General features: G+C 40.9%; 16 protein-coding genes. 8 read left to right on the top strand and 8 right to left on the bottom strand.

Annotated elements, in window-relative coordinates:
* The first annotated feature begins 129 nt into the window (after nt 1–129).
* Entirely contained in the window at nt 130–435 is a 306-nt protein-coding gene (locus ACFQZ9_RS15490; protein WP_498944489.1) for a hypothetical protein, read from the top strand.
* A gap of 133 nt (nt 436–568) precedes the next feature.
* Here the strand turns inward: ACFQZ9_RS15490 and prfB are convergent.
* Nucleotides 569–1,670 (bottom strand): peptide chain release factor 2 gene (gene prfB, locus ACFQZ9_RS15485; protein ID WP_133333946.1). Its coding sequence is split into 2 segments (ribosomal slippage): nt 569–1,597 and nt 1,599–1,670, totalling 1,101 coding nucleotides; the frame shifts between segments, so codons are not numbered across the junction.
* Nucleotides 1,671–2,048: 378 nt separating this feature from the next.
* Nucleotides 2,049–4,562 carry a preprotein translocase subunit SecA gene (gene secA, locus ACFQZ9_RS15480; RefSeq protein WP_498944488.1) on the bottom strand — a complete coding sequence of 838 codons (2,514 nt, stop codon included), beginning with the start codon at nt 4,560–4,562 and terminating at the stop codon, nt 2,049–2,051.
* 543 nt (nt 4,563–5,105) lie between these two features.
* Between secA and ACFQZ9_RS15475 the strand changes: the two genes are divergently transcribed.
* From ACFQZ9_RS15475 to ACFQZ9_RS15450, 6 genes are all read left to right on the top strand, one after another.
* A complete protein-coding gene (locus tag ACFQZ9_RS15475; RefSeq protein ID WP_498944487.1) occupies nt 5,106–6,386 on the top strand; it encodes a cytochrome c3 family protein in 1,281 nt (426 codons plus the stop codon).
* A gap of 26 nt (nt 6,387–6,412) precedes the next feature.
* On the top strand, nt 6,413–7,573 hold the full coding sequence (locus ACFQZ9_RS15470) for a cytochrome c3 family protein (protein ID WP_498944486.1): 1,161 nt from the start codon (nt 6,413–6,415) through the stop codon (nt 7,571–7,573).
* Between the two features lie 34 nt (nt 7,574–7,607).
* Nucleotides 7,608–8,321, top strand: a complete 714-nt coding sequence (locus ACFQZ9_RS15465; RefSeq protein ID WP_498944485.1) for a tetratricopeptide repeat protein — start codon at nt 7,608–7,610, stop codon at nt 8,319–8,321.
* 26 nt (nt 8,322–8,347) lie between these two features.
* Nucleotides 8,348–9,307 carry an NHL repeat-containing protein gene (locus ACFQZ9_RS15460; RefSeq protein WP_498944589.1) on the top strand — a complete coding sequence of 320 codons (960 nt, stop codon included), beginning with the start codon at nt 8,348–8,350 and terminating at the stop codon, nt 9,305–9,307.
* 114 nt (nt 9,308–9,421) lie between these two features.
* Nucleotides 9,422–11,386, top strand: a complete 1,965-nt coding sequence (locus ACFQZ9_RS15455) for a cytochrome c3 family protein (protein ID WP_498944484.1) — start codon at nt 9,422–9,424, stop codon at nt 11,384–11,386.
* A gap of 292 nt (nt 11,387–11,678) precedes the next feature.
* Nucleotides 11,679–13,598 carry a multiheme c-type cytochrome gene (locus tag ACFQZ9_RS15450; RefSeq protein WP_498944483.1) on the top strand — a complete coding sequence of 640 codons (1,920 nt, stop codon included), beginning with the start codon at nt 11,679–11,681 and terminating at the stop codon, nt 13,596–13,598.
* Nucleotides 13,599–13,693: 95 nt separating this feature from the next.
* On the opposite strand, the gene ACFQZ9_RS15445 is transcribed toward ACFQZ9_RS15450, so the two are convergent.
* Nucleotides 13,694–15,304, bottom strand: coding sequence for a gamma-glutamyltransferase family protein (locus ACFQZ9_RS15445; RefSeq protein WP_498944482.1), 1,611 nt, complete (start codon nt 15,302–15,304; stop codon nt 13,694–13,696).
* Between the two features lie 108 nt (nt 15,305–15,412).
* On the bottom strand, nt 15,413–15,961 hold the full coding sequence (hpf, locus tag ACFQZ9_RS15440) for a ribosome hibernation-promoting factor, HPF/YfiA family (protein ID WP_133333938.1): 549 nt from the start codon (nt 15,959–15,961) through the stop codon (nt 15,413–15,415).
* 272 nt (nt 15,962–16,233) lie between these two features.
* Between hpf and ACFQZ9_RS15435 the strand changes: the two genes are divergently transcribed.
* Nucleotides 16,234–16,728, top strand: coding sequence for a spore coat protein (locus tag ACFQZ9_RS15435; RefSeq protein WP_498944481.1), 495 nt, complete (start codon nt 16,234–16,236; stop codon nt 16,726–16,728).
* Nucleotides 16,729–16,775: 47 nt separating this feature from the next.
* On the opposite strand, the gene ACFQZ9_RS15430 is transcribed toward ACFQZ9_RS15435, so the two are convergent.
* The 4 genes from ACFQZ9_RS15430 to ACFQZ9_RS15415 all read right to left on the bottom strand — a co-directional run bounded on the left by ACFQZ9_RS15430 (nt 16,776) and on the right by ACFQZ9_RS15415 (nt 21,198).
* Complete coding sequence (locus ACFQZ9_RS15430) at nt 16,776–17,492, bottom strand: ComFC family protein (protein ID WP_498944480.1); 717 nt, start codon at nt 17,490–17,492, stop codon at nt 16,776–16,778.
* A gap of 16 nt (nt 17,493–17,508) precedes the next feature.
* Nucleotides 17,509–18,981: an ATP-dependent helicase ComFA gene (locus tag ACFQZ9_RS15425; RefSeq protein WP_498944479.1), complete on the bottom strand. Its 1,473-nt coding sequence runs from the start codon at nt 18,979–18,981 to the stop codon at nt 17,509–17,511.
* Nucleotides 18,982–19,409: 428 nt separating this feature from the next.
* Complete coding sequence (locus ACFQZ9_RS15420; protein WP_498944478.1) at nt 19,410–20,249, bottom strand: DegV family protein; 840 nt, start codon at nt 20,247–20,249, stop codon at nt 19,410–19,412.
* 265 nt (nt 20,250–20,514) lie between these two features.
* Nucleotides 20,515–21,198: a response regulator transcription factor gene (locus ACFQZ9_RS15415; protein WP_198310480.1), complete on the bottom strand. Its 684-nt coding sequence runs from the start codon at nt 21,196–21,198 to the stop codon at nt 20,515–20,517.
* Between the last annotated feature and the right edge of the window lie 22 nt (nt 21,199–21,220).

Genomic DNA, 21,220 nt, shown 5'->3' with positions numbered 1-21,220 from the left:
GCTGGTACGACAATTGGATTTCTCCCTTAGAATTGGTTTTTTGGACATTTCGCTATTGCTCCTGAAGGACGAAATACTGTGGATATCCTTGAAAACGTCCTTCATCAAGGGAATGAAGGATGAAATACTGTGGATATCCCTGAAAACGTCGTTCATCAAAGGAATGAAGGACGAAATACCATGGATATTCCTAAAAACGTCCTTCATCAAGGGAATGAAGGACGAAATACCGGGGATAACCCTGTAAACGTCGTTCATCAAGGGGATGAAGGACGAAATACCATGAATATTCCTAAAAACGTCCTTCATCAAGGGAATGAAGGACGAAATACGGGGGATAACCCTGTAAACGTCGTTCATCAAGGGAATGAAGGACGAAATACCATGGATATTCCTAAAAACGTCCTTCATCAAGGGGATGAATTTTATCCTTAAATCGTTATCGCTTCTGTTGGATTTCGTCCTTAATATTATTTTTTGGCACAATTTTTTTATTCTACAGGTAGGTTTTGTCCCTTAAAAATGAAAAAACCTTTGCGGGGTCATCCTGCAAAGGCTTTTTCATTGATTATGAAATTCTTGATCTTAGATAAGCATCAATAAACGGATCAATTTCCCCGTCCATTACGGCCTGCACATTTCCTGACTCGGTACTCGTACGATGATCCTTGACCATTGAGTACGGATGGAAAACATAGGAACGGATTTGGCTTCCCCAGCCAATTTCTTTTTGTTCGCCGCGAATTTCCAAAAGTTCTTTTTCCTGCTGTTCAATTTCGCGCTGATACAGCTTTGCTTTTAACATTTTCATCGCTGACTCACGGTTTTTAATTTGCGAACGCTCCGTCTGGCATGTTACTACTACCCCTGTCGGAACATGGGTAATCCGTACAGCTGAATCGGTCGTGTTAATATGCTGACCACCGGCGCCGCTAGCACGGTAAGTGTCAATTTTTAAATCCTCTGTGCGGATATCGATTTGAATTTCATCGTTAAACTCCGGCATAACCTCACATGAAACAAAGGAGGTATGGCGGCGGCCCGAGGAATCAAATGGCGAAATCCGGACAAGGCGGTGTACACCTTTTTCTGCCTTCAAATAACCGTAGGCATTATGCCCTTTGATGGCTAAAGTTACACTCTTAATCCCAGCTTCATCTCCCGGTAGATAATCAAGCGTTTCTACCTTAAAGCCCTTTTTCTCAGCCCATCTTGTATACATCCGAAGAAGCATTGAACCCCAGTCCTGTGATTCTGTACCGCCTGCACCAGGGTGAAGCTCTAAAATCGCATTATTTTTGTCATACTCTTCACTTAACAAAAGCTGTAATTCAAATTGATTTAAGCGTTCTGTCAGCTGTCCCAGCTCTTCTTCCAGTTCCGCCTGTAATTCCGCATCACTTTCTTCTTTTACAAGCTCATAAGTTAGTTCCAAATTTTCATACGTTTCATTTAAATCAGTAAATTCATTTACTTGATCCTTTAAGCCGTTCGCCTCACTGATTACGACCTGAGCTGCTTGCTGATCATTCCAAAAATCAGGATGGAGCATTTGATCGTCTAATTCAGCGATTCTTGCTTCCTTATTTTCAAGGTCAAAGAGACCCCCTAAAGTCCGCTAAACGTTTAGCTGTTTTCTCTAATTCATTCCGAATTTCTGCTAATTCCATTCTGGTCACCTCTATAAAAAATTCATTTTGTAACGTAGTATATGCAAATAATTTAAGTCAGTCCTAATCTATTATAACGTCATACCTTCCAAAAATCCAAAACAAGCCGTTTTTGCTAGGTTGGGGATACTTTTTTAACGAAGGAAAAACACCTTGTGGATACCTGATGGTTTTTTAATACTTATCAACAAGATACATTTATTCATCCACATATTCAGTTAGTTATTAACAAATTCACAAAAAATATCAACAATTCAATAAACAATATCCACATTCGCAAATAAGTTATTCACAACTTATAGTTCTCTATCATTTAAACCCAAAGAAAAACAAGAAGCGAAATCCCATATGATTTCGCTTCTTATATGAAAAAATCAATTATTTCCCTGCTCCACAGCAATTTTTGTACTTTTTACCGCTGCCACAAATGCATGGATCATTTCGTCCTACATCCATTTGCTTCACCTTTGGCTTCTGCTTAACGGGTTCTCCATCTTCCTTCGGATGAACCGCTTCGCCTTTTGCCACTTCTTGACGCTCTAAATTATTACGGATTTCTGCCTTCATAATGTACATGGCAGCTTCTTCTTCAATTGAAGTAACCATTGCTTCAAACATTGCAAAGCCTTCCGCCTGGTACTCGCGAAGAGGATCCGTCTGTCCGTATGCACGTAGATGGATTCCATCACGAAGCTGATCCATTGCATCAATATGGTCAATCCATTTCGAGTCTACAGAGCGAAGGGTAACGACTTTTTCAAATTCACGCATTTGCTCTGGGAAAAGCAGCTCCTCTTTTTCATCATAACGCACCTTCACCTTAGCAAAAATAGCCTCGGTCATCTCTTCAGGGTCTTTACCGTTTAGATCCTCTAAGGTGATATCCCCTTCAGGAAGAAGATTGGCATGGACAAAGTCCACAACGCCCTGTAGGTTCCAATTTTCTTCATCATCCGCCATTGACGCATGCGCCTCAATATTCCGCTCTATTGTTCGTAAAATCATGCCTTCGACAATTTCACGCAAGTTTTCAGACTCAAGTAATTCATCGCGCTGCGTATAGATAATTTCACGCTGCTGGCGAAGCACATCATCATATTGCAGCAGCTGTTTACGCGCATCAAAGTTGTTACCCTCAACGCGTTTTTGCGCTGATTCTACTGCTTTTGACACCATTTTACTCTGGATGGGCTGGGAATCATCCATCCCAAGGCGCTGCATCATCGATTTCATATTATCAGAACCAAAGCGGCGCATAAGCTCATCTTCCATTGATAAATAAAACTGGGTAATCCCCGGGTCTCCTTGACGGCCGGAACGCCCACGGAGCTGGTTGTCAATCCGGCGGCTTTCATGTCGCTCCGTACCAATAACGGCAAGACCACCTAAATCAGTAACCCCTTCGCCAAGCTTAATATCTGTACCACGGCCGGCCATGTTTGTTGCAATCGTTACCGCACCCTGATGGCCTGCTTCCGCAATAATCTCTGCTTCACGTTCATGATTTTTCGCATTCAAGACATTGTGTCGAACGCCTTTTTTCAATAAGAGCTTGGAAATTAATTCAGACGTTTCGATTGCAACTGTACCGACAAGCACAGGCTGTCCCTTTTGATGTCGCTCTGCAATATCATCAACAACAGCTCGAAACTTCCCTTCCATTGTAGAGTAAATTAAATCCGCGCGGTCATCCCTGGCAATCGGTCTATTCGTTGGAATCACGATAACATTCATATTATAAATGTTTCTGAATTCTTCCTCTTCCGTCTTAGCCGTACCCGTCATCCCTGCTAATTTCTCATACATACGGAAGTAGTTTTGGAACGTAATCGTTGCCATTGTCATACTTTCGTTCTGTACCTCTAAGCCTTCCTTTGCTTCAATCGCCTGGTGTAAGCCCTCACTATAGCGGCGTCCCTTCATCAAACGGCCGGTAAATTGGTCAACAATCACAATTTCGCCATCCTGAACGACGTAATCCACATCTAGATGCATGCTGACATTGGCTTTTAACGCTTGGTTAATATGATGATTTAACGAAACATGAGACATATCAAACAAGTTTTCAATACCAAAAGCCTTCTCTGCTTTGCTGATCCCTTCTTCTGTCAGCATAACGCCTTTTGTTTTTTCATCATACGTATAATCCTTTTCTTTCGTCAGCGTACGCACAAACGCATTTGCTTGAATATATAGAGCCGTTGATTTTTGTGCAGAACCGGAAATAATCAACGGTGTACGCGCTTCGTCAATTAGGATGGAGTCCACCTCATCAATGACTGCATAAAAAAGCGGACGTTGAACCTTTTGTTCCTTATAAAGGACCATGTTATCACGAAGATAGTCAAAGCCATATTCGTTGTTGGTTCCATAAGTAATATCCGCAGCATATGCTTCCTGCTTCTCTTCACTGGTCATACTATTTAGGTTCAATCCAACCGTTAACCCTAAAAATTCATAAAGCTGTCCCATTTCCTGAGCATCACGGCTTGCAAGGTATTCGTTGACCGTTACAACGTGAACTCCTTTACCGGAAAGAGCATTCAAATAAACCGGCATCGTAGCCGTTAACGTTTTACCTTCCCCGGTTTTCATTTCCGAAATGTTTCCTTCATGGAGAGAAATCCCCCCCATTAACTGTACATGATAAGGGTACAATCCAAGGACACGACGGGCCCCTTCACGGACGACAGCAAACGCCTCAACTAGCACATCATCAAGGGATTCACCATTTTGATAGCGTTGTTTAAATTCCGCCGTCTTTTCACGGAGCTGATCATCGGTTAATTTTTCAGTATCAGACGCAAGTGCCTCTATTTGATTCGCAAGTTTGTCCAACCGTTTTAACTCACGTTTATTCACATCATACAATTTATTTAAAATCCCCATCATGTGATTGAACTCTCCTTTTTATCGAGATTGCTATTATAAAGAATTCGCAATATTAGGTACTAAATCCTGCCAAAATGAATTGAATATCACTTTCCATCTTACCACTTCACTATGTGTGTGACAACAAAGTTCCCATTGAAGAAAAATTGTATCAATATCTTTTTTAATTCTTCTATTAATCGATAGTTTCTTAATACTAAAAAAGGTGAATAAAAGTTCCAAATTCCGTATAAAAATTAACACTTATACACCCAACCACTACCTGCAAGTTATTAATCAATCCCCTATTTTACAAGGTATTAACGTTGTTTTCATCATAAAATCCTTTTGAAAAAATATTCACAAATTGTACATTGGAATATACACATCCTATGTTAGATACTACCTTTAGAGAGGTTTGGATGGAAAAAAAGAGAGATAGCTCAATCAAAAATGGGAAGGGTGAGCAAAATGGGCTTTTGGGGAGTAAAGAAAGATTCCGAGGCCGAACCCGATTCAAGAGAAAATAGAAAAAAATCGGGCCCAATAAAGAGACTCTGGCAAATGTGGAGAAATATAGATTGGAAAAATCCAGTTACCCGCTGGAAATTGTTATTTGCATCCCTCGTTGGTTGTATCGTTGTTTTTGGCGGAGGATATGGCGTACTTTCCATTACAAACTCGCCATCCTTTTGCTCCAGCTGTCACGAAATGGCACCGGAGTATACCACCTATACAGCAAGCGCTCATAACCAAATCTCCTGTGTGCAGTGCCATATTAAGCCCGGGGTCACCAACATGCTGACACACAAGGTGAAGTCTATGAAGGAAGTTTACTACCATGTTACTGGTGTCCCTAAACAAATCGTTCAAACAGAGGAAGAAGCCGTTTCAAATGAAAACTGTTTACAGTGCCACTCGAAAAACCGGCTTGTCACCGCATCTGGTGACTTAAAGGTCAACCATAAAGGCCATATTGAAAAAGGCATTCCATGTATCACCTGTCACGCAGGGGTTGTCCACGCGAAGATCGCTGCCCGCGGTTTAAATATTGACAGTGCCCGTGGAGAGTGGACGGAAAAAAATGCGCAAAAATTAATTGAAGAAAAATATGTGCGTCCGAACATGGGAACGTGTATCGATTGTCACGATAAAGTGAACAAGGGTGAAAAACCTTGGAAAGATGTCGCATACAATGTTCCGCCAAATCCAGAAGAACTTGAAAAACTTACAGAAGGAAAAACCAAGTCAGCATCCACGGAGCCAGTGAAGAAAGGCGAAAATACGTCAGAACTCGCAACCAAACATGACCAAAAGACACAGGAAATCATTTTACAAGCGATTGGAAAGCAAGAAACAAATGTAAAGGTTTCAATGGAATGTGGAACCTGTCATAAAAAACTTAAAGTACCAAAATCCCACAAAGTTACCCTATGGAACCAACAACATGGAAGTACAGCGGTTCAAGAGTTAAATAAATGTGTAAACTGCCATCAAGATTCCAAATGGATCAGAGAAATACCAAAAGAGGACATTATCTCAATCCTTAAATTAGGTACAAAAAAATCACATTATCAGCCTGATATCAATTTGGTAAAAGATCAGTCCCGTATTAATAAGTTTTGCAGCACCTGTCACAGTAAACGTCCTCCTGGACATACGAAAAGCGCTCAATGGCTGACAGCTCACTCAACGAAAGCATTGACAGCTGAAGCGAAATCTCAATGCTTCGTCTGCCATGATCAGAAAAAACCAAAGCCAGGATCAACTGATACGAAAGCACCTACAGATGTATATTGCGAGTACTGTCATAGAACCGGCTTTAAAAGTCCTGTAAGAAAATAATTTTTATAAAAATGGAGGGACACTTTATGGAAGAAGAACAAACTGAGCTGCCGGCCCCTCCCCGTTATCGGTATAAGTTAATCAAATATATGACGATCACATTGTTTTTTCTAACCATCTTATTCTTTGCAGGATTTTCAGGGTTAGAGGCAACATCCAGTTCGAAATTTTGCCAAAGTTGTCATGAAATGAAACCGGAGTATTACACGTGGAAAGCATCGACTCATAATGAAGTGGATTGTGTAAACTGCCATACCGATCCAGTTTTCAAGAAATTAGCGAAGGATAAAGCGGAAGGGCTGGTTGAACAATTAAAAAACCATTCTTCAAGCGTTACCGCCACCCCTATCCGGATGCCGAATGAGGTACCTAATAGTGCATGTGAAAAATGTCACAATTTAAAGACACGGGATGTGACACCATCGGGGGATCTGATCATCCCCCATGATAAGCATTTAAAAGAAGGAGTAGAGTGCGTGCAGTGTCATAGCAGCGTCACCCATGGGAAAATCGCCGACAGAAAAATGACCTATCGGACAGACTATGATAAATGGGATCAATCCGTCGGTACACAAGCAATGTCCGATTTGAAATTTTCCCGACCTGACATGGACACTTGTATGGAATGCCATAAGGCTAGAAATATTTCAACAGCCTGCGAAACCTGTCATAAAACAGGAATGGAACCAAAGAGTCATAAAAATCCTGAATTTAAAGCATCTACTCACGGTTTAAAAGCCGGCAAGGATCTTCAAAAATGTGACTCCTGCCATGGGTATATGTCGAAGGAGAAAATTGAAGGGCTTGAAGTTGCTTCTCCTGCAGAAAAGGTCCTGCAAAACATTGAAACAACCAAACCACATATTACCGAATTGGATTATGCAAAAGAAAATACTTTCTGTAAGGATTGTCATAGCAAACGGCCGGCAAGCCATAATAGTCGGTGGATGATGGAACATAAAGACCAAGCTTTAAAGGATAAACAGCAATGTTTAGCCTGTCACAATTACCAACAAACAGGAAAATATGAAACAACTATCTCTGCTTGCTCTTCTTGTCATCCGAGTATGCATAGATCATTTGATAAATCCATACATCCTATACCATTAGGAAAAAAACAAAAAGTTACCAATCTCTGTTATACCTGTCACGTAAAGGATACATGTTCTACTTGTCATAAGGAGTAGTTAACATCATTTTTGCAAGATTAGGAGGGTTCATATGGAATCGCATGTTCAACCTCTCAAACAGGATCATGAGAAGTCACCAAAAAAGAAAAAAAATAAAAAGACAAGTAAAAATGAAAAATTCAACTGGTGGCAGACGCTGCTAATATTGGCTATGACCCTAGCAATATCAATAAGTGCAGGTTATATCATAAGTAAAAAATATTTATGGCCTAAGTACGATATGAATCGTCTTGCTCAACAGTTAGAAAGTGCCAAAAATGAAGTTGATGGAAAACCAAACGACTCAAAAGCGCGAGTAGATCTAGGATATGCTTACTTTTTAAATGAAGATTACGACGAAGCTATTAAACAATATAAAACTGCTCTCGATTTGGATAAAAATAATTTTGATGCTTATTTCAACCTTGGACTTGCCTACAAAGAGGAAAATCGTAACGATGATACACTCCAGATGGCTCAAAGGGCTACAGAACTCTCTCCTCGAGATTATAAGGGTCATTTACTAAAAGGTATGGCGTTCAGAAAATTAAAAATGTACTCAGATGCAATTAAAGCTCTTAACGAAGCAAACCAGCTTATGCCTGGAAACACAGATATCATTTTCGAAATTGGCCAAGTAGCCGAAGATAAAGGCGACAAAAAAATGGCAGAAGATGTTTATAAAGAAGCGCTTGGCTATGACCCAATGTATAAACCTGCAATTGAAGGATTAAAAAGAGTTTCTTCAAATGATAAGAACAGCTAATAAAGGGGTTGATAACTGTGAAAAAAATGAACGTTTATATTTGGATGGGCGTAATAGTTTCTCTAACCATTATTGCCTTTGCTATTATCTACTATTTCAACTTACAAACCAAGGTAGATAAAGTAACAAAAATAGTAGATCGAAATGGCCCTCCTACCTTCAGTCAATTGTTTTACGGCGATTTTGATCATTCTTTAGATAAACCAATGGATGTTGCTAAAATCGGAGAATTCCTTTATGTAACCGATACAAACAACAAGCAGGTTCAAATGTTCGACCAATCCGGTACACCAATTGCTCAGTTCGGAAAAGAAGGAACAAATCCCGGAGAGTTTAAATTCCCTTATGGAATTACAGGTGATAAAGATGGAAACGTCTATGTAGCTGATTTATACAACGGAAAAATCTCCATTCATGAACCAAAAGGCAAATTTATTCGTTATTTTAAAATTCAAGATAAAAAGAATATTCTTAAATCCCCTGGTGGAATTCGAATTTACAACGATCATTTATATGTAACCGATATCCAATTAAATAAAGTTTTTGTCTTTGATTTAAATGGAAAAAAACTCCTTGAAATCAAATCCGGTGAAACAGCAAAGGATCCATTAAGAGCTCCTAACGCAGTTGCAATTGATAAAAATGATGATGTTTTTGTATCCGACTCTGGAAATCAAAGAGTACTAGAATATGATAAAAATGGCAAATACATTCGTACGATTAATGGATCAAAGGATGGCAAAGGTTCTTCCGTATTTGTTAATCCTCGGGGTATTGGTGTTGATTCACGCGGAATCTTGTACGTAGTCAATAATCTAACCCACGTAGTTTATGGGTTTGATAACAATGGTGAAGAAGTCTTCCACTTTGGCACGATGGGTGACGGCAATGAGCAATTTTATCTTCCTAACGGCTTGTTCGTTGATGGAAATGACCATGTATACATCACCGACACCGTAAACCAACGAATTGCTCTTTATTATTAACCTGCTATCATCCTTAAAGGAGGTGATGTCATACGAAAAATGCAAGAGTCCCAGAGGTTCATAGTTTATGAGATAAAGAGAGAGAAATAAGAGAAATTCAGGGAGGTTTTTGGAATGAGTAAGGTGAAATTTAGCTTTTCATTCGCATTAATGCTAATACTGGCAGGGATGCTAAGCATTGTAGCATTTGCAGCTGCACCTTTTTCTCCAACACAATTAAAAGCAGTTGCGAATAAAGACCATTCCATTACAATTGAATGGAAAGCCGTAGACGGTTTAACCTATAATGTTTATCTTGATGGCACTAAACAAACAAAAGAAATTTCAATTACAGATAACATTGCATCTATTACACTAGAACCAGAAAAAGCAACATCATTGGAGATTGAAGCGGTGAATGATAGTAATGAAGTTAGTGAAAAAACTTCATTTGGCTGGAACGCTATTTTAGATGCAACAAAAGCTTCAAATGACAGTGATTTTGATAACGGAATCATAAATGCTAACAAATCTGGTGAAGGTGTTGGTGGGCAAACTGCTAACTTTAATCAAGTAATAAAATCACAGGATCTAGTAACTACTGCCCAAGATGGTAAACAAATCGCTGGTCAAACTACTCATCGTACTCACGGTGAATATCAAAACAATACTAACTCTTGTGCAAGCTGTCACCAAACACATACCGCTGCATCTAAGAATTTATTATTTAAAGACGGCGTATACACAACTTGTACTGCCTGCCATGACGGTACATTGGGCTTCTATAATGTTTTTGGAAAAGGTTCTGATGGTGCAGGTACTTTCGGTGGAACACATGATGGAAATATGTCAATCCACATGGCAAACGGTGCAGTTTCTGTCAAAGCAGCTCCTGGCGGTAACAAAAACGGGGACGGTTCTTGGTCTGAAGAATTCACTTGCGCTAGCTGTCACGCACCACACGGTTCTTACTCTGACCGTTTATTGAACTTCAACCCTAACGGCATGGGTAATACACCTGTAGATGAGGGTGGTAAGAAATTAACAAATGTACCGGTTGTGTCTACTTTACCTGCTGACGGCAAACCTAATTACGTAGTTTACAAATTCACTGCAACTGGCACAGATATTGTAAAACCTGACTATGCTGCCAAGAAGGTCGCAGTTGGAAACATTGTTTATCAACTTATGAGCTGGGACGGCTCTAAATATGTTGAAGAAAAAGATCCATGGCTCCATGGCTATGATTGGGCTGACGGTCACGCTTACAAGATTTATTGGTCCAGTCTACAAGGTTCAATTACAATGACATCTTATGATAAAGATGGTAATGCTACAACAGCTGATAAGGATACTTCAATTTTAAATACTGACAGCATAAAAGATGGTTATATGATCTCAGGAAATGGATTCTTTGCTGTAAATAATCCTAGTAAATTTTCGGTAACTACTGATAATAAGAATACTTCTACTGATACTAGTGATGATGTTAAACTTTCCGGAACAGCTTTACTGGACAAGATTACTTATGCAAACATTGCACGTGCATATATTGTAAAATTAGACATGGTTAAAGATAATGAGTTATCTGACCAATACAAATTACCATTATACACTACAAACGTTAAATCTTTATGGGCTGGCAAGCAATTTGCAGGCTATGGTGTTGCAATGAACAAATTCTGTTCTTCTTGCCACACCGATTATCTTGCAGCCTCTGGTTCAGCTTCAGGTACTTGGAACACGGCGTACCGTCATAGCACTAACTCTGATAGCTATACTTGCGTACGCTGCCACTATGCTCATGGTACTGATGTAACAGTTATGAAAGACGCAAGAAGCAAAAACCTAGATGATATTGTTGCGGACAATACTTACTTCCCAGAAGTAACAGGAACAGCTGCAAGGGAAGCCAAAGCTAAAGAATACTTGTTAGACAAAGACCCATCCTCTGCGTTAAAACGCTATACAAACATGTCAGTATGTTGGGGATGTCATACTTCTTCCCACTCTGAAGGCTTCCGTAATGGTTCTACATTTGACAACCAATCTGGTGCAGGTGGATCTTACGATAAAGTAGGCTTACAAAACGGATGGTAAGAAAAAAACTACCAAATAGCCCCACTATTTGATAGCCCTGAAATGAATATTTAAGTTAGAGAAAACAGCTTACTTTGGTAGGCTGTTTTCTTACATTTTATTATGGCAAAGGTTCATAAAGCTGTCAAAGATTCTTCACTAGATTGTCGTTCGATTTATCTTTTCAATAAACATATAATAATAATGTAGATTATAGGTTTAATACATACGGCTAGAGTTTAAATTGTTTATTTTTGTAAACATCCTTTATCAAATGAAAATTACAAATTGAAGCAAAAGGGATGACCATTAGATGTTATTACTAAACAGAAAACAACAAATATATTTCATGTTCATAGTGCTCCTAACGATTTTCCTGTCCCCTATGTGCCCCAATATTGCACTGGCAGAAACAGCAGATACCGTCAGCCCCTCTCTTTCTGTGAAAACAATAACGGCCAACCCTGACGGAACGACAACAACTGAAGGTCTGGTTTCAGATAACCAAACCCCTGCCGAGAAAATCAAGCTGCAAGTAGTAGACTCAACTAATACTCCCATCGGAGGCTTGATAATTCCATCTGCTGATGGGACTTGGGCGATTGAAAACATTACTCAAGATGTTAATACATTGTTTATTTTGGCAACAGATGAGTCTAACCAATCAAGAAAGCTTCCAATTAAAATCATACGTCCTTATATTAAAGAAATAAATCTTTCGGTTTTTATTTCAAAGGTTTCTCCTAAAGACGGAGAACCACAGCCTGATCAAACGAAACAGATTGATATCATAACCACCGATGATATGACAAAAGTTTCCTTAGACACATCTATTAAGATCACTGTTAGCGATGATTATTTTATTAAATACGAAGATAATAAACTTTTAAGTCCAATTACTGTATTTGATAATAAAGGAATGGTTGATGGAACAATCTCAGGTACGATCTCTCCTATCACGGAAAATAATCAGTTGGTTTTTCATTTTTCAAATCCTTTATTGCCAAGAAAAACTTACTACATTCTTTATAACGTGTCCGATGGCGCAGGAAACAATGTTTTTCCTGTGATTAAAAAATTTACTACTGTGAGCGGCACCGTAAGTACAGTAAATCTAGAAGAACAGAAATACAAATCAGAGTGGACAAACCAACCTCATGGGTATTACACCAATAACGTAAACACATGTGCAAATTGCCATAGCACTCACGTTGCAGACAATACAAGTTTAGAAAGTTCAAAACTTGCGGATGATTATTGCATGGCTTGCCACGATGGCACGACAGCGCCTAAAATGGATGATTTCGACACTAGTATTACATCAAAGCACGATGCTCAAATCGTTACAGATTATCAAACAAAATCCGGGTCCTGTACAGCATGTCATAATCCTCACTTAACTTGGAGTGAAGAAAATCCTAACTTATTAAAAGATCATTATGTTTATGCAGAAAAAAATGAGGATGGGACGATTAAATCAACCATCGATGGTTTAGAAGTTAATTGTCAGAGATGCCACAAGGATGACCCTGCTAGCGGTCCGAAGGATTACCACGAAAACTCGCAGTACGAGATTTTAGCATACAAAGATTCAACAACTGCGAATGGTGTAATTGAAAATTATTCGTTATGTTTACGCTGTCATAATGGCGGTAAGGCTAAAGATATGATCAGTTACTATAAGATAGTTTCCGGCCATACCATCAAGGCAATCGATGGAAGTAAATTGGATGGCAAATTCCCTTGTTCTGAGTGCCATGAAACACATGGATCATCAAACAAACTGCTTTTAAAAGCTATTTTAGGGCATGAAAACCAGGATTCCAAAGCTTTCTCCTTTACAGCAGGAAACTGGAGTATTAGCACTGAAAGGGAATTCTGTTTAAAGTGCCACAACGGTAAAACAGCAATTTATGGAGTAACAGGGAAAGCTGTTTATGATGAATCAAGTAAGGCACTATCAACAAGCCACGATAATAATGATGCTTGTTCTAGCTGTCATGGGACTGGTACCACAGAAATCGAAAAAGCCCTAAGTGCAGCACATGCTCCAAAGATATTAAAAAATTCGGATAACGATTTAAACACGGGTTCAACCATTGGTACAACCTCAGAATCAAGAAGCAGTAATACTGGCGCTGTTACAGTCAAAGGAACTAATGAAAGCACGGATACAATAACACCTTCAGATTCTTCAAAAACAACTACAACAGATTCAAATACAGCACCATAAAAAACTCGAGAGGTCTTTCCTCTCGAGTTTTTTATATCACCTATTTCGGACACTTCCGTTGATATCTCCCCAAATGGTCCCCATGAACACAATTCTTACCACGCTGCAATTGCTCCGTCGGTCCGTGATTCGGTACCACCCATTAACACGCCGGTTTCCGGATCGCGCCAGATGATTTGACCGCGGCCAAATCCCCCTGTATCTAATGCCATCTCGATTTGATGCCCCTTCCGTACCAGAGCATGGGCAAGATGCTGCGGAAAATGCGGCTCGACTTGAACCTTTTTTCCCTCAATCCACTGCCAACGAGGGGCATCCAAAGCAGCCTGCGGATTCAGACCGAAATCAAGCGTGTTCATAATAACCTGCAGATGCCCCTGCGGCTGCATATAACCGCCCATCACGCCAAATGGCCCAACGGCATGATCTCCCTTTGTCAAAAATCCCGGTATAATCGTGTGGAATGTCTTTTTCCCTGGCATTAACGCATTAGGGTGTGCCGGATCTAACGAAAAATCATGTCCGCGATTTTGGAGGGAAATTCCGGTTCCTGGCACCACTAATCCGGAGCCGAAGCCCATATAGTTACTCTGAATAAAGGAAACCATATTTCCTTCACCGTCTGCCGTGGCGAGATAAACCGTGCCCCCACTTGGAGGCTTGTACGGGAGTGGCAGGGAGGCTTCTTCAGCAATTTCGCTCCGTCTGATGGACCCGTATTCGTCGGAGAGAACGTCAGCTACGTTCATTTTCATAAAAAATGGGTCTGTAATATGTGCCTTTCCATCTGTAAAGGCGAGTTTCATCGCTTCGATTTGTTTATGGTATGTATCGACGGTTTCCTTTTCGGAGAAGTTGAAGCCCTTGACAATATTTAATGCGAGAAGGGCAACAAGTCCCTGTCCGTTGGGCGGAATCTCCCAGACATCGTAACCGCGGTAATGAACCCTGATTGGGGTCACCCATTCTGCACGGTAACCGGCAAGATCTTCTTGAGAAATGAACCCATTATAGTGTTCGGCAAAAGCAGCGATTTGTTTCGCGATTTCACCACGATAAAAGCTTTCACCGGCTGTTTCAGCGATAGAGCGTAATGACGAAGCGTGATCTTCCGACCGCCAGATTTCCCCCATCTTTGGTGCTCGTCCCTTTGGGGCAAAGGTTTCAAACCAGGACTGGAACTCGTCTCCTGTTAATATTTGTTTGTAGCGTTTATAGGCATAACCCCAGTATTTCGCCAAAATCGGTGTTAGCGGGTAACCATATTCAGCATACTCAATCGCTGGCTTTAAAACTTCCTTTAAGGACAATCTTCCAAATTTCTTTGAAAGCTCCGCCCAGCCAGAAGGAGCACCGGGGACGGTAACAGGCACCCAGCCATAGGCAGGAATTTTGTTATATCCCTTCGCTTTTACCGCATCAATGGTCAAGGTTTTTGGGGCAGGACCGCTGGCATTTAAGCCGTGAAGCTTATTTTCAGTCCACACGAGCGCAAATGCATCACCGCCAATCCCGTTAGAGGTTGGTTCTAACACGGTTAATGCCGCAGCAGTCGCAATTGCTGCATCAATGGCATTTCCGCCTTTTTTGAGGATATCGAGTCCTGCTTGGGAGGCAAGGGGCTGGGAGGTTGCGACCATTCCCCGTCCCGCAAAAACGGTGGTCCGTTGAGATGAATAAGGATGATCATGAAAATCAAAGTCCATTGTCAACACCTCTTTACTTCTAGTAACCCTATTATACTGAACATTCTGAAATTGGTATATTGAAAAATAAAAACGCAGCCCCTGGTCTGGAACTGCGCTTCTCTTTTATTAATGTGCCTCAATTAAGCCATAACGACCATCTTTACGTTTGTAAACAACGTTTGTACGGTTTGTATCTGCATTGGTGAACACGTAGAAGCTATGACCAAGCATGTTCATTTGCAGGATTGCTTCTTCACTGTCCATCGGTTTTAAGTCAAAGCGTTTTGTACGAACCAATTCTAGTTCGTCATCCTCAAAATCGTGAGACTCTGTATTTTCAGCTGTTGCAAAGGTGATTGGAAAATCGCCTTTTTCGCGGAATTTACGGTTCACTTTTGTTTTATGCTTGCGAATTTGACGCTCAAGCTTGTCAGAAATCAGGTCAATCCCCGCATACATATCTACATTTGTTTCTTCTGCACGAAGGACGAGATGTGGAAGAGGAATAGTAACCTCTACTTTGGAAGTTTTATCTTGATTGAACCTTAGGTTAACATTAACCTTTGCTTCAGGTGCTTCAGTAAAATACCTTTCTAATTTTGAAATTTTCTTTTCAATATACTCGCGAATTGCTGGAGTTACCTCAATGTTTTCACCACGAACGTTATAATTCATAAGTGAACTCCTCCTTTTTTTAAAACTATGTAAATACATTTCTATTTTACCCTATGAATATCCTGCTAAAACAGTACATTATTTTGTCGATTTCATGACAAAAACAATGCATATATAGTAGCAAACATGTTTTTAGAGGAATGGGCATGGGTAAATTTGGGTAAAATGGATAATTTATTTTAACTAAATTTTAATATTATATAGGACAATTTACCACTCATATGCCCATAGAATAGGTTACAAAGGATGAAAAAATGATTGGAGGCATCCAAATGGCTCAGCAAGAAAGAAAATTACTCGCATGGCATGAAACAATGGAATTACACGAAATTGTTGCGTTTCAATCCATTGGCTTAATGAAACTAAAAATGTCGTTTAAAAAGGTTGAAGACCAGGAATTAAGAGAGCTTTACAGAACATGCATTGGGGAGCTTGAAGGAAACTTAAATGAACTGCTTCAATTTTACCCTTCAGCACCGGGATATCAGGGGAGAGAGGCAGAATCCCGTCAGGATGTCAGCTTTTTTGCCGCCGATCTGCTAGCCCTCTCTAAAGAGTTAGTCCGCTGCCTGGCAGCCGCCATTACGGAAACGGCAACACCTGCGTTAAGAAAAACCTTTACCAATCAGTTGATTGCTGCAATTCACGCGCACGAACGGGCCTACAACTACATGCACAAACACGGCTATTATCCTTCCTATGATTTAGGTCCTTTGCTTGGACAGGATGTTCACAATGCACAGCACGCGCTTAGAATGAAATATTAGTGTTTTGGGGTGGCGGCATACAATGCTTGTCACCTTTATTTTGCTTCCTATCTTCCAAGAGTCAGCGATTGAATACCGGCTGCTCCTTCTTTTTTTATAAGCTTTGCAGCATGTCTAAGGGTTGAACCGGTTGTGTATACATCATCGATTAATACAATGTTTTTTCCTTGGATATCGATTTGCGGGTTAATGGCAAATACTTGTGGAAGATGAATCCGTTCGGACCTGCTTTTTTTAGATTGTTTTTCAGAGTGAACCCTGGTTAACAGCAATGTTGATGTAAAACCTGCTTCTAATAAAAGAGCCTCTGCTTGATTAAACCCCCGTTCATAAAGGCGCTCCTCACTTAATGGAATTGGTACGAACACATCAGCTTTCATTTTTTGAAGGACTTCTTGAATTTGGACTGCAAATACCTTCGCAACGACATAGTCACCGCGAAATTTAAATACAGCAATCACTTCTTTTAAAAAATCATTGTAAAGATATAATGATGTGTTTTTATCGAGATGCCCCTGCCACTCTGGATCCTGCTCCCACCGCAGGCAATCATGACAGAGGTCCCCATGACGAAATTTCTCATCCAAATTACAGAATGGCCGGCAGCAAATGCTGCATGTCTCCCCTGCTATTTTTTCAAATTTGTTTTCACATTCGGAGCATAGATACTGATCTTTCTCCGGCGAAAAAATCACCCTCCATCCAATGATAGGAGGGATGGGTTGATGGCAAAGATAACAACGGTCCTGCTGGAAAAGAATCATCGGAATTCACCTCTTTTTAATCGATTAGTCCCTTTTTAACTCCTTCTTGATTCATAAAAACAATTTGCTGCTTTGCTTTTAGCATCTCATCCGTTTTACCATAGTGAAAAAAGGTGACCACCCCTGTTGGATGGGCCGCGCTCCTTCCTGCCCTTCCGGCAATTTGGACAAGTGCGCTTTCAGAAAAAATATCATCTTCAGCACCAACAACGGCGACATCAATGTTGGGAAAGGTAACGCCCCGTTCAAGGATCGTTGTCGTTAAAAGTAATGGAATTTCCTTTCCCCTCATTTTTTGTACCTTTTCCTTTCGTTCCGGGTCTTCCGCATGGACGGCTTCTATATTTGGAGCAAACTGGCGTAGGATCGGGAGCGCTTTTTCCATCAAAGGAATATGTGGAAAAAATACGAGTGATTGTTTATTACTTTCAATTCGATTTTTTATCCATTGAAGCACATTTGCGGGTAGTTTGTTTTTATGCAGCTTCTTTTGCCAATTCCCACACCAGACAAATTGCGGGACTGGAAGCGGATGTCTATGGAATCGGGCTGGAATCGTTGTATAGGCTCTTTTTTCCTGCCGGCATTCTTTCTGCCATTTTTGATTAGGGGTTGCGGTTAAATAAATCATCGCTGAAACCGGTTTTCGCGCCTGTACAGCCGCATGCTGGAGTGACTCTTCAACGGTATAAGGAAAAGCATCCACTTCATCAAGGATCAGGGTATCAAAGGCATGGTAGAACCTTAGCAGCTGATGTGTGGTCGCAATCGTGAGCGGTGCGTAAAGATGGCGGTCCTTGCTCCCGCCATAGAGGGAGGCAACAAGGATTCCAGGAAACGCTGATTGAAGACGGGGAGTTAGTTCGAGAACTACATCTGTTCTTGGGGTAGCGATGCAAATTCTTTTTCGTGAGGCCAGTGCGGTCTCGATTCCATGGAACAAGACTTCAGTTTTCCCCGCCCCGCAAACTGCCCATACCAAAAGCTCATGATTTTGCTCGATTGCTTCAACCACCCTGTCGGATGCAGTCTGTTGTCCAGCTGATAGTTTCCCTTGCCATTCCATGATCTTTCCGGGTAGTTTTATTTCTGGCGGGGGACCATTCCAACCAATAAGAGGTGTGCATTCACTTATTCTTCCCATCATAATACAGTGGCGGCAATAGAGGCATATTTCGCCACATCGTGCGCATGGAAAGCGGGCGAACCATTGTGGGTCCTTGTTCCCACAACGAGCGCAAATCGGCTGTTTTCCGAGGTAATCAATGCCTTTACGGTAGGTTACATAGCCTTGTTCATAGTGAGCTTCGAGTTCCTTCGATGGGATGTCATCTGTGAGAAGTTGTTTGCCAGTAAGAAGCTGCTGCAGTTCAGGGTTAAAGTGAAAGTTTGGGTTAGGCGGTGGATGCGGGATGTTGGGGATGCGGGAAATCGGCAGGGAATCTTCCTTTTGCGGATGGAGGAAATTGTTTTTCAATGCAAAACGCATGAGGGCACCTTCTTTTTAGGGGATTGTAGTAAAATTCAATCAGTGGGGTCATTTAAAATTTCGACAGGAACTGATAATATCCTGTTTATGTCGAAAAATCTTTTTGATGTTTCAAGCGAGACTTTATAAATGTTCTGATTAACCGGTTTATGCTCCAAGCTAAGCAATATATGTTCCCACCCACTGATTTTATGTTCCAAACTGACCTTGAGACAGTCAAAAAGCCAAGCGAGTGCCTGGCTTAGGTAATTTTCCATTCAATTTTTGAACGTCGGAACTAATTTTATGCGAATCTTGGGCTTCTTTTTACCATCTATAGAAGAGATTCAATTTTACTTTCCTATATGAACGTTATATGTTCCGATTCGGACGATTTAGTTCCAAGTTAGGCAATATATGTTCTCGTTTTCCGATTTTATGATCTAATCTTATTTCCTCATCCAGCCCATGCCCATTGCGCCTTCGCCTAGATGGGTTCCGATTACGGCACCAAAATAACCAATCGAAAATTCAACATTCGGATATATAGCCGATAACTCTGCTTTCCATGCATTTGCTTCTGCTTCGCGGTTGGCGTGGATAATGACAGCCCTATAAGACGCACCCGTTGCTGCATCCTCACCCAGCTGGTCAGCGATCCGCTTCATCGCTTTTTTGCGTGTACGAATTTTTTCAAAAGGCACGATGACCTTATTTTCAAAATGGAGCAACGGTTTCACCTGGAGTAGACTGCCGATAAAGGCTTGTGCGCTTGTAAGACGCCCCCCTCGCTGCAAATGAGAGAGATCATCGACCATAAAATAGGCCCGGGCTGATCGCTTCAGCTCTTCAAGGCGTGCCATGATCATATCAGCATCAGCACCTTTTGACGCCATTTCCGCAGCTTCAAGCGCATAAAAGCCTTGTACCATACAGCTGATTTCCGAATCAAACGGATAGACTGTAATACCCTCAACCATCGTTCCAGCGGTTACAGCCCCCTGGATGGTTCCGCTGATGCCACTTGAAAGATGGATGCAGATGACCGAATCATACTCCTTAGCTAATTGTTTAAACAGCTCAACAAACTGGCCGACTGGCGGCTGTGAGGTGGTTGGCAGACCTTTTTCCTTCACCTCTTGATAAAATTCTTCTGCGGATATGTCAACCTCTTCTTGATAAGCCTCGGTTCCAAAAATAACATTTAAAGAGACCATATGTATATTCCATTTATCACGTAATTCTTTCGGGATGTATGCAGTACTATCCGTGACAACTGCTGTTTTCATAACAAAATACCATCCTTGTCTAGACTATTGTTTTTCCATTTTAGCCGAAATCCGGTTATTTTGCATTAATTATCTAGGTATTAGAATAGCACAATGTGTAAATTTACACTTCAACCGCTATGTATCGGACTTTATCCGCGAATGTAGCCCTCTTATCCACGAATCCACCTACTTTATCCGCGTATCAAATATTTTGAGAAGAAACACAAAAAAGAACACGCCCGAAAGCGTGCTCTCTCCAAAAGTATTTTAACGACTATATTCGTTAACGAACTTCTACCCAGCCATTTTTAATTGCAACGACAACCGCTTGTGTACGGTCGTTTACATTCATTTTTTGCAGGATATTGCTTACATGGTTTTTAACGGTTTTTTCACTGATGAAAAGGGCTTCCCCGATTCCACGGTTACTTTTTCCATCAGCAAGCATTTGCAGCACTTCACATTCACGGCGCGTTAACAAATGAAGCGGCCGGCGGATTTCCACCGTTTGAACGTATGAACCCCCAAATACCTTTCCAGCTGTTAAACGGCGGTATTCATTCACCAGATTATGCGTAACCTTTGGATGTAAATAGGAGCCACCGTCTGCAACGACGCGAACTGCATCGATGAGGGCATCGGCATCCATTTCCTTTAAAAGATACCCTTGTGCACCAGTTTGAAGTGCATGTGTGACATAATTTTCATCATCATGAATCGATAAAATAATGACCTTTGTCTCCGGGTATTTTTCTACAAGCTCCTTGGTTGCTTCCACTCCGTTCTTTTGCGGCATATTTATATCCATGATGACCACATCTGGACTGAATTCTTGGACAATACGAACCGCTTCACTGCCGTCATCCCCCTCGGCGACAACCTGGAACGTTTTTTCAAATTCGAGAATCCTCTTTACTCCTTCTCTAAACAATTGATGATCGTCGATAATGGCAATTTTAGTTGTCAATTTCTTCGCCTCCCTAATCCTT

It is taken from the genome of Neobacillus sp. GCM10027624 (assembly GCF_042675345.1).
Lineage (GTDB): Bacteria > Bacillota > Bacilli > Bacillales > Cytobacillaceae > Neobacillus > Neobacillus cucumis_D.
The sequence above is the reverse complement of the archived record's forward strand: the minus strand, read 5'-3'. Positions and strand labels throughout refer to the sequence as shown.

Coding starts and splice junctions, on each gene's coding strand:
- ACFQZ9_RS15475 (WP_498944487.1), top strand. CDS start 5,106: ATGTGGAGAAATATAGATTGGAAAAATCCAGTTACCCGCTGGAAATTG.
- ACFQZ9_RS15435 (WP_498944481.1), top strand. CDS start 16,234: ATGGCTCAGCAAGAAAGAAAATTACTCGCATGGCATGAAACAATGGAA.
- ACFQZ9_RS15455 (WP_498944484.1), top strand. CDS start 9,422: ATGAGTAAGGTGAAATTTAGCTTTTCATTCGCATTAATGCTAATACTG.
- ACFQZ9_RS15420 (WP_498944478.1), bottom strand. CDS start 20,249: ATGAAAACAGCAGTTGTCACGGATAGTACTGCATACATCCCGAAAGAA.
- ACFQZ9_RS15450 (WP_498944483.1), top strand. CDS start 11,679: ATGTTATTACTAAACAGAAAACAACAAATATATTTCATGTTCATAGTG.
- hpf (WP_133333938.1), bottom strand. CDS start 15,961: ATGAATTATAACGTTCGTGGTGAAAACATTGAGGTAACTCCAGCAATT.
- ACFQZ9_RS15445 (WP_498944482.1), bottom strand. CDS start 15,304: ATGGACTTTGATTTTCATGATCATCCTTATTCATCTCAACGGACCACC.
- secA (WP_498944488.1), bottom strand. CDS start 4,562: ATGATGGGGATTTTAAATAAATTGTATGATGTGAATAAACGTGAGTTA.
- ACFQZ9_RS15430 (WP_498944480.1), bottom strand. CDS start 17,492: ATGATTCTTTTCCAGCAGGACCGTTGTTATCTTTGCCATCAACCCATC.
- ACFQZ9_RS15460 (WP_498944589.1), top strand. CDS start 8,348: ATGAACGTTTATATTTGGATGGGCGTAATAGTTTCTCTAACCATTATT.
- ACFQZ9_RS15425 (WP_498944479.1), bottom strand. CDS start 18,981: ATGCGTTTTGCATTGAAAAACAATTTCCTCCATCCGCAAAAGGAAGAT.
- ACFQZ9_RS15470 (WP_498944486.1), top strand. CDS start 6,413: ATGGAAGAAGAACAAACTGAGCTGCCGGCCCCTCCCCGTTATCGGTAT.
- ACFQZ9_RS15465 (WP_498944485.1), top strand. CDS start 7,608: ATGGAATCGCATGTTCAACCTCTCAAACAGGATCATGAGAAGTCACCA.